The sequence below is a fragment of the Microbispora sp. NPDC049633 genome, assembly GCF_040675265.1.
Classification (GTDB): domain Bacteria; phylum Actinomycetota; class Actinomycetes; order Streptosporangiales; family Streptosporangiaceae; genus Microbispora; species Microbispora maris.
The window spans coordinates 1-8,592 of the sequence record NZ_JBFAOO010000260.1 but is presented as its reverse complement, the minus strand read 5'-3'; the positions used below and the strand labels follow the sequence as shown (position 1 = coordinate 8,592).

General features: G+C 70.1%; 9 protein-coding genes. 7 read left to right on the top strand and 2 right to left on the bottom strand.

Annotated elements, in window-relative coordinates; genetic code table 11:
• The 4 genes from AB0J39_RS35915 to AB0J39_RS35900 form a co-directional block, all read left to right on the top strand.
• Positions 1–1,179 (top strand): spermidine/putrescine ABC transporter substrate-binding protein (locus AB0J39_RS35915; RefSeq protein WP_363473021.1); only part of this gene is annotated, 1,179 nt, incomplete at its 5' end.
• Positions 1,176–2,039, top strand: a complete 864-nt coding sequence (locus AB0J39_RS35910) for an ABC transporter permease (RefSeq protein ID WP_363473019.1) — start codon at positions 1,176–1,178, stop codon at positions 2,037–2,039. The genes AB0J39_RS35915 and AB0J39_RS35910, both read left to right, overlap by 4 nt.
• Entirely contained in the window at positions 2,036–2,827 is a 792-nt protein-coding gene (locus AB0J39_RS35905; protein ID WP_363473017.1) for an ABC transporter permease, read from the top strand. The genes AB0J39_RS35910 and AB0J39_RS35905 overlap by 4 nt, the downstream gene beginning before the upstream one ends.
• Positions 2,828–2,839: 12 nt before the next feature.
• A complete protein-coding gene (locus tag AB0J39_RS35900) occupies positions 2,840–4,234 on the top strand; it encodes an FAD-dependent oxidoreductase (RefSeq protein WP_363473015.1) in 1,395 nt (464 codons plus the stop codon).
• A gap of 78 nt (positions 4,235–4,312) precedes the next feature.
• Here the strand turns inward: AB0J39_RS35900 and AB0J39_RS35895 are convergent, their stop codons facing one another.
• Positions 4,313–4,801, bottom strand: a complete 489-nt coding sequence (locus AB0J39_RS35895) for a hypothetical protein (protein WP_363473014.1) — start codon at positions 4,799–4,801, stop codon at positions 4,313–4,315.
• 247 nt (positions 4,802–5,048) lie between these two features.
• On the opposite strand from AB0J39_RS35895, the gene AB0J39_RS35890 reads away from it, so the two are divergent.
• On the top strand, positions 5,049–5,567 hold the full coding sequence (locus AB0J39_RS35890) for a nuclear transport factor 2 family protein (protein WP_363473012.1): 519 nt from the start codon (positions 5,049–5,051) through the stop codon (positions 5,565–5,567).
• A gap of 43 nt (positions 5,568–5,610) precedes the next feature.
• Here the strand turns inward: AB0J39_RS35890 and AB0J39_RS35885 are convergent, their stop codons facing one another.
• Complete coding sequence (locus tag AB0J39_RS35885; protein ID WP_363473010.1) at positions 5,611–6,237, bottom strand: TetR family transcriptional regulator; 627 nt, start codon at positions 6,235–6,237, stop codon at positions 5,611–5,613.
• Between the two features lie 200 nt (positions 6,238–6,437).
• On the opposite strand from AB0J39_RS35885, the gene AB0J39_RS35880 reads away from it, so the two are divergent.
• Positions 6,438–7,571: an NAD(P)/FAD-dependent oxidoreductase gene (locus AB0J39_RS35880; RefSeq protein WP_363473009.1), complete on the top strand. Its 1,134-nt coding sequence runs from the start codon at positions 6,438–6,440 to the stop codon at positions 7,569–7,571.
• 89 nt (positions 7,572–7,660) lie between these two features.
• On the top strand, positions 7,661–8,592 hold a 932-nt coding region (locus AB0J39_RS35875; protein WP_363473006.1), incomplete at its 3' end, for a serine hydrolase domain-containing protein.

Here is an 8,592-nt window from a genome sequence, read left to right as displayed (position 1 = left end):
CTCGCGGGCCTGTCGGCCGCCGGGCTCGCCCTCGCCGCCTGCGGTGTGCAGGGCAAGGGCACGGCCAAGCCGACCTCCTCCGCCCAGGCCCAGTCCGAGGTGGAGAAGTTCTGGTCGGGCAAGACGAAGAACGGCCACGTCGACTTCGCCAGCTGGCCGCTCTACATGGACCCCAAGCAGCCCGAGCTCAAGCAGTTCACCCAGCAGACCGGCATCACGGTGAGCTACAAAGAGGTCATCCTCGAGATGCCGAGCTGGTTCGCCAAGATCCAGCCGCAGCTCGCCGCCGGGCAGTCGATCGACTACGACCTCATGATCGTCACCAACGGCCTGCACTTCGAGCAGCTCGTCCAGCTCGGCTACCTGGCGCCGCTCGACCACTCCAAGCTGCCGAACTTCGCGGCCAACGCGGCGGAGCAGTACAAGAACGAGTCGTACGACCCGGGCAACGTCTACAGCATCCCGTGGGCCTCCGGCATGACCGGCATCGCGTACAACCCGAAGTACATCGACACCCCGCCGACCAGCATCGCCGAGCTGTGGAACCCGAAGTACAAGGGCAAGGTCGGCATGATGTCCGACTCCCAGGAGATCGCCAACTTCGGCCTGTTCGCGGTCGGCGCCGACCCCGACAAGTCCACCCAGGCGGACTGGGAGAAGGCCGCGGCCAAGCTCCAGGAGCAGCGCGACGGCGGCATCGTCCGCAAGTACTACGACCAGGCGTACATGGACCCGCTGGCCAAGGGTGACATCTGGCTCACCATGGCGTGGTCCGGCGACGTCTTCCAGAAGAACGTCTCCGACGGCACGGACCTCAAGTTCGTGGTGCCGCAGGAGGGCGGGACGATCTGGACCGACAACATGACGATCCCGAAGACCGCGACGAACCCGGTCGACGCGATCATGCTGATGGACTTCTTCTACGACGTGAACGTCGCGGCGCAACTCGCCGAGTACATCAACTACGTGACGCCGGTCCCGGCCGCCAAGGACGTCATCGCCGCCGACGCGGCCAAGGCGTCCGGGAGCAGGAAGAAGCTCCTGGAGGAGGTCGCGAGCAGCCCGCTGGTGTTCCCGAGCACGGAGGACACCGCCAGGCTGCGCAACTACGTGAACTTCAAGACGCCGCAGGAGCAGAAGAAGTTCGAGTCCATCTTCCAGGCGATCACGACGTCATGAGCAGGCTCAAGGCTGCGCTGACGCCGTACCTGCTGCTCTTCCCGGGCACGCTCTGGCTGGCGATCTTCTTCGTCATCCCGACGGTCGTCATGCTGTCGCTGTCGCTGCAGTCGGGCGACGTCGTGAACGGCTACGCGTTCACGTTCAACTGGCACAGCTACGTCGACGGGATCAGCACCTACCACGACCAGATCATCCGGTCCGTGGTGTACGGCGTGATCTCGACGGTGATCCAGATCGTCATCGGCTTCCCGGTGGCGTACTGGATCGCCTTCAAGGGCGGCAACCGCAAGTCGATCTACCTGTTCCTCCTGCTGCTGCCCTTCCTGGTGTCGTTCGTGCTGCGCACCATCTCCTGGCAGTTCTTCCTGTCCGACAACGGCATGCTGCTCGGGCCGCTGAAGTCGCTGGGCCTGGTGCCGCAGGACTTCCACATCCTGGCCACGAGCGCGGCGGTCATCGGCGGCCTGGCGTACAACTTCCTGCCGTTCATGATCCTGCCGATGTACGTGGCGCTGGAGCGGATCGACCCGCGCGTCCTGGAGGCCGCGCAGGACCTCTACGCGAGCAAGCTGCAGACCTTCCTGCGCGTCGTGCTGCCGCTGTCGCTGCCGGGAGTGTTCGCCGGTGTGCTGATGACGTTCGTGCCGGCCACCTCCGACTACGTCAACGCCTCCGTGCTCGGCGGCACCAGCAACACGATGATCGGCAATGTCATCCAGAACCAGTTCCTGGTCAACCAGGACTACCCGACCGCCTCGGCGCTGTCGTTCACGCTGATGGCCCTGCTGCTGGTGGGCATCTTCGCGTACGCCAAGGCGCTCGGCACCGAGGACGTGCTGGAGGTGGCGGCCCGATGAGGGGTGGCCTGCTGCGCGGCCGCGGCCTGCAGATCTACACGTGGCTGGTGATCGCGTGGCTCGTGCTGCCGATCGCCGTGATGATCCTGTTCGGCTTCAACGACACCAAGGGCCGGTACAACACGGCCTGGCAGGGCTTCACGCTCAAGTGGTACGGCAAGCTGTTCGAGATCGGCGACCTCACCCAGGCGCTGGTGAACTCGCTGGTCATCGCCGTGCTGACGATGCTGATCGCCGGGGTGCTCGGGTCGCTGATCGGGCTGGCGCTCGGCCGCTACCGTTTCCGCGGCTCCGGGGCGATGAACCTGGTGATGTTCGCGGCGATCTCCTGCGCCGAGATCGTGATGGGCGCGTCGCTGCTGTCGCTGTTCGTCACGCTCGCCGTGCCGCTCGGCTTCTGGACGATCGTGATCTCGCACGTCATGTTCTCGATCTCGTTCGTGGCCGTGACCGTGCGGGCCCGGGTGATGACGCTCGACGCCTCCCTGGAGGAGGCGGCGCGCGACCTCGGCGCGGGGCCGTGGACGACGTTCCGGCTGGTCACCCTGCCGATGATCTTCCCCGGTGTGCTGGCGGGCTCGATGCTGGCCTTCGCGCTGTCGATCGACGACTTCGTCATCACCAACTTCAACTCCGGCGGCACCATGACGTTCCCGCTGTGGATCTGGGGCGCCACGCGTGTCGGCCTCCCGCCGCAGGTGAACGTCATGGGAACGCTGATCTTCGCGGCCGGTGTGCTGATCGCCGTGGTCAACGCCCTCCTGGCACGCCGCCGCGCCAACGCGTGAGGAAGTGAGACCGTGGTCCCGTCGAAGGCGCTCGCCGACGCGGAGCGTAAGCCGTACTGGCTGGACCGGCCGATCGCGCCCGAGCCGCTGCCCCCGCTGACGGGAGACGTCACGGCGGACCTCGCGGTGGTCGGCGGCGGCTTCACCGGCCTGTGGACCGCCCTGATGGCCAAGGAGCGCGACCCCTCGCTCGACGTGGTCCTCCTGGAGGGCCGCGCGGTCGGGTGGGCCGCCTCCGGCCGCAACGGCGGGTTCTGCGCGGCGAGCCTGACCCACGGGCTCGGCAACGGCCAGGACCGCTGGCCCGCGGAGATCGCGACACTGGAGCGGCTCGGCCTGGAGAACCTCGACGAGATCGAGCGGACCCTCACCCGCTACGGCGTCGACTGCTCCTTCGAGCGCACCGGCGAGCTGCGGGTGGCCACCGAGGAGTGGCAGCTCGCCGGGCTCGACGAGGAGGTGAGCGGGGCCGCCTCGCTCGGCCTGCCGCTGGAGCGGCTCGATCGCGAGCAGGTGCGGGCCGAGGTGGACTCCCCGACGTACCTCGGCGGCGTGTGGGACCGGCAGGGCGTCGCCATGGTCGACCCGGCGCGGCTGGCGTGGGGGCTGCGCGACGTCTGCGTGCGGCTCGGCGTGCGCGTCTTCGAGCACACGCCGGTGCGCTCCCTGCACGACGACGGCGTGACGCTCGAACTCGCCACGCCGAAGGGCCGGGTCAGGGCCGGACGGGTGGCCCTCGGCACCGGCGCGTTCCCGCCGCTGCTGCGCCGGCTCAGGCACTTCCTCGTGCCGGTGTACGACTACGCGCTGATGACCGAGCCGGTGCCCGACGACCTGCTGGCGGAGATCGGCTGGCGGAACCGCCAGGGCATCGGTGACTCGGCCAACCGGTTCCACTACTACCGCCTGACCGACGACAACCGGATCCTGTGGGGCGGCTACGACGCCGTCTATCACAACGGCGGCCTGGTCAGGCCGGAGTACGACCAGCGCGACGCCACCTTCGAGAAGCTCGCCATGCACTTCTTCGAGACGTTCCCACAGCTGCACGGCCTGCGCTTCACCCACAGGTGGGGCGGGGTCATCGACACCTGCAGCCGGTTCAGCGCCTTCTTCGGCACCGCGTACGGCTCGCGCCTCGCCTATGCCGCCGGATACACCGGCCTCGGCGTGGGCGCGACCCGGTTCGGCGCCAACGTCATGCTCGACCTGCTGCAGGGCCGGGTGACCGAGCGTACGGACCTGCGCATGGTGCGGGAGAAGCCGATGCCCTTCCCGCCCGAGCCGGTGCGGTCCGGCGTCATCCAGCTCACCCGCTGGGCCATCGCCCGGGCCGACGAGCACGAGGGCCGGCGCAACGCCTGGCTGCGCACCCTCGACGCCCTCGGCGTCGGCTTCGACTCCTGAGAATGTGCGGGCCGCGGTTCCCCTCCGCCATGCGGACCGGAGGGAAACCGCGGCCTGCCGTACGGACGGCCGGTCTGTTCAGATGCCGGTGACTCTGAGGACGACGCGGTAGTCGTAGTACGTCTTGTCGGTGCCGCTGATCGACTGCGAGGGGAGGTTCGCCGCCTGGCCGACCTGCAGGGTGTTGCAGTCGGACCAGTCCGCGGTGGCGCTGCCCAGGTGGGTGCCGGAACCGACGGCCGGAGGCGTGACCTCACGCAGCTGGAAGGACGCGGAGTGGGACGGGTCCACGATCGTGGTCGGGTCTTCGAAGTCCGACCCGTAGTCGGTGTCGCCCGCCGTCATCGTCGAGTAGTTGGAGTTGACGCGCGGGAAGAGGTTGCCGTCCACGCGGAAGCGGAGTTCGTCCCGTCCGTCTTTCTCGTCGACGTTGCCGGCGTAGATGGAGTAGAGCTCCACGGTGCAGGCGGTCGCGGCGGTGACGGCGTGGGCCGGGCTGGACACCCCGGCGGGGACGAGGAGGCCGGCGGCCAGGCCGAGGCCGGTGACGAGTGTGCGAATACGCATGAGGATTCCCTCGGTTCTCGATGTGCTCGCGGCCTTCGCGAGCGGCATCAACGTAGGAAGGGCACCGTCAGCCGATCGCTAGCCGATCGTGAAAGGCCAGGTCGCCGCGGCTTCGGGCGGTCGGCGCGCTGCGGCGACAACGTCGGGATCGGCGGTGTTCGGGCACAGCCGGCGCCGAAGACCACCGGCCGCTGAGGCGTCCGATAACCGCCAGGGTGGTGCTTCGCCTGTCTGTGATGCTGGAGGCATGAGTACGGCGAACGTGACCGGGAAGCAGACCGACGGCTCGCCTGGCGGGGACGAGCGGCAGGACGCCTGGGCGGTGATGGAGAAGTTCTACCGGGCCGAGGCCGCGTACGTGGCCGCGGGTGGGTTCGGCAAGGCCGGCTATGACGAGGTCGCCGCGTACCTGGACCCCGAGGTCGTCTTGTACCAGGCTCCCGGCCTGCCCTTCACGGGGACGGGGACGTGGCGAGGACGTGACGGGCTGCAGCGGTTCCTGGCCGCTTTCACCGAGCTCTGGACCTCCATGGAGTTCCTGGAGCAGGAACACTGGGGCGACAGGGACACGGTGGTGGTACGGAGCCGGGTACGGTTCCGCGCGCGTGCGACGGGTCAGGTCGTCGACACGCTGATCATGCAACTGATCCGGGTACGGGACGGGCGCATGCTCGAGTGCCGGCCGTTCTACTGGGATCCCGCAGCCATCGCGGCCGCGACCTCGCACCCTAAGAGCCCCGGAGCGGGCGGTTCCCGTCCGACGTGACGGGAGCCGCCGCGCGCGTGCCATGCCGCTTCAGGGCGCTCGCTCACGCCTTGCTCCGGGCGACCGCGCTCCAGCCGTGTTCCAGGAGGTCGAAGGCGCGGGTGATGGCCTCTTGGGGGTTGTCGTGGGCGTAGGCCGCACGAGGGGCTTCGAGGGCGAAGTGGGCCAGGGCGGCGCAGACGGGGTCGTCCCCGGCGAGGCCGCTCTCCTCGGCGATGGCCTTCGCGAGTGCGGCGGTGTGGCGCAGCCACATCTTCTGGGCATAGTCGCGCAGCGCGGGGGTGCCGGCCACGAGGTCGGCGAAGGCGGTGAAGCCGGCGTCACCGTCGGCGGTGGCCAGCCGGGTGGTCAGGGCGTGTTCGCGCAGCGCGGCGGGGATGGACCGGCCCTCGGGCCGCCCGCGGACGGCGGCGAGCAGGCGGGTCTCCTGGTCGGAGTCCTCGTCGAAGACGAGGGCTTCCTTGACCGGGAAGTGCTTGAACAGCGTGGTGGTGGACACGTCGGCGGCGTCCGCGATCTCGCGAATGCCGACCTCGTCGTATCCGCGCTCCAGGAACAGACGCAGCGCGGCGTCGGCGATGGCCTGGCGGGTGGCGGCCTTCTTGCGCTCGCGGCGCCCGACCGGCGCGGGAGCGGGACCTGGCGCGGTGCCGGTCGTGCTGTTGGACATACCGGCACCCTACTCCTGGGTTGACCAGATGCAAAAGTTGTACCGTTGCACTTATTGAGCGAGTGTGTTTTCCTTGGGCGGCGGCTCTGAGGCATCGCCCGGCCGCCCCTGTCCTCGGCGAGACCCCGCCATCCCCCTGACCCAGGACCCCTTCGGCGCGGCAGTCACGGCACTGCGCGCCGTACGGACGGAGCATCCCCATGAACATCACTCCGGCACCCCGGATCGCCATCGTCGGAGCCGGCCCCGGCGGCCTGATCTGCGCTCGCATCCTCCAGCGGCACGGCATCGCCGCCGTCGTCTACGAGCGTGACGCCGGCCCCGCCGCCCGCGACCAGGGCGGCACCCTCGACCTGCACGCCGACAACGGTCAGATCGCGCTACGCGAAGCCGCCCTGCTCGAGGAGTTCTTCGAACTGGCCCGGCCCGAGGGCCAGGAGATGCGTCAGATGGATCCGACCGGCACGATCCTCTTCCATCACGTCCCGGAGCAGGGCGAGCGGTTCAAACCGGAGATCGACCGCGGCCGGCTGCGCGACCTGCTGCTCGACTCGCTCCAGCCCGGCACCGTACGCTGGGGCCACGCCCTGCAGGCCGTCGGCGGGCCCGCCGACGGCCCCCGGCAGCTGCACTTCACGGACGGCACCACCATCGAGGCCGACCTCGTCGTCGGCGCCGACGGCGCCTGGTCCAAGGTCCGCCGCGCGGTCTCCCGGGCCACCCCCCGCTACACCGGCGTGAGTTTCCTGGAAGCCTGGTTCCACGACGTCGAGACCCGGCACCCCGACATCGCCGAGCTCGTCGGCCAGGGCAGCGCCGCCGCGGCCGACGGCGACCGCGGCCTGTTCGCCCAGCGCAACAGCGGCGGCCACATCCGCGTCTACATCATCCAGCGAGTACCGGCCGACTGGATCACCGCCGGTGGTCTCACTCCTCGGGACGCCGACGGCATCCGCGCCCTCCTCCTGGAGCGCTACCGCGACTGGGCGCCCCGCCTGCGCCGGCTGATCACCGACAACGACGGCCCCTACGTCGACCGCCCGATCTTCGCCCTGCCCGTCCCGCACGCCTGGGAGCACGACCCCACGGTGACCCTGCTCGGCGACGCCGCCCACCTCATGCCCCCGCTCGGCGTCGGCGTCAACCTCGCCATGCTGGACGCGTGCGAACTCGCCCTCGCCCTCGCCTGCCACGACACCGTCGGCGAAGCCGTCCACGCCTACGAGACGACCATGCTTCCCCGCTCCACGGAGATGGCCCGGCTCCTCGACGGCGCCGCCGACGGGCTGCTGTCCACCGAGCTACCCGACTTCGCCGACGCCGACGGCCGCTGACCGGCGAACATGCGGCCGGGGCGATCCGGCCGTTCCGGAAGACGCCGCCGTTCACATCAGGTTCGCGCGGCGGTCCGTACGTTTCCGGCATGCGAAGATTGTCTGCGCGATTCACTATGGGCCTGTCGGCGGGACTGACCGTCGCCGCCCTGCTCACGACGGCGTGCGGCGCCGGGCCCGGCCGGGCGGCGCGTACGCCCGGGGCGCCCGCGTGTGACCCCGCACTCGACCGCGCGTTCGGGGCATGGGCTGCCGCCGGCTTCAGCGGGTCGGTCGCGATACTCAGGGACGGCGTCTTCGAGTGCCGCGCCGCGTACGGCATGGCCGACACCGGCGCCCGCCGGCCGAACACGCCCGGCACGGTGTTCAGCATCGGCTCGGTGACGAAGACGGTCACCGCGGCCGCGATCCTCCGGCTCGCCGACGAGGGAAGGCTGTCGCTCGACGACCGGGTTGGCGCGATCCTGCCGCGGCTGCGAGGTCTGGTGGCCGATGCGACGGTCAGGCAGCTTCTGCTGCACACCAGCGGGCTCAACGGCACTCACGGCGGCGACTACGAGCCGCTGTCGCCGGGTGCGGCGCTGGCGGCGATCGGCAGGCTGAAACTCGCCTTCCCGCCGGGTGCCGGGTACGCCTACTCCAACGCCGGATACACCCTGCTGGGCCTCGTCGTCGAACGTCTGGCGGGGAGCGGATACCGGGACTACGTGAGCTCCACCGTCCTGCGGCTTCCCGGCGGGCGTGTGGCGGGCGGGTTCTGGGACGGGCACCCGGCCGCGCCGGGCCCGAGAGCGGTCGGCTACCTCGACGACGGGGAGCCGGGACACCAGGGCGGTTTCGCCGGGCCGTACTGGGGTGTGGAGGGCAACGGCGGGCTGGCGATGACCATGCCCGACCTAGCGGAGTGGACGCATGCGCTGTTCACCGGCCGGGTGGTCACGCCCGCGTCGGCCGAACTCGCGGCCCGCCCGGGGTGGCCGCTGGGCGACGGCAGGTCGGAGACGCCCGGCTGGGTCGCCTT

Bases quoted from the DNA above. Each gene is read 5' to 3' on its own strand.
- AB0J39_RS35910 (WP_363473019.1), top strand. From the start codon at position 1,176: ATGAGCAGGCTCAAGGCTGCGCTGACGCCGTACCTGCTGCTCTTCCCG.
- AB0J39_RS35890 (WP_363473012.1), top strand. From the start codon at position 5,049: ATGAGTACGGCGAACGTGACCGGGAAGCAGACCGACGGCTCGCCTGGC.
- AB0J39_RS35895 (WP_363473014.1), bottom strand. From the start codon at position 4,801: ATGCGTATTCGCACACTCGTCACCGGCCTCGGCCTGGCCGCCGGCCTC.
- AB0J39_RS35905 (WP_363473017.1), top strand. From the start codon at position 2,036: ATGAGGGGTGGCCTGCTGCGCGGCCGCGGCCTGCAGATCTACACGTGG.
- AB0J39_RS35885 (WP_363473010.1), bottom strand. From the start codon at position 6,237: ATGTCCAACAGCACGACCGGCACCGCGCCAGGTCCCGCTCCCGCGCCG.
- AB0J39_RS35880 (WP_363473009.1), top strand. From the start codon at position 6,438: ATGAACATCACTCCGGCACCCCGGATCGCCATCGTCGGAGCCGGCCCC.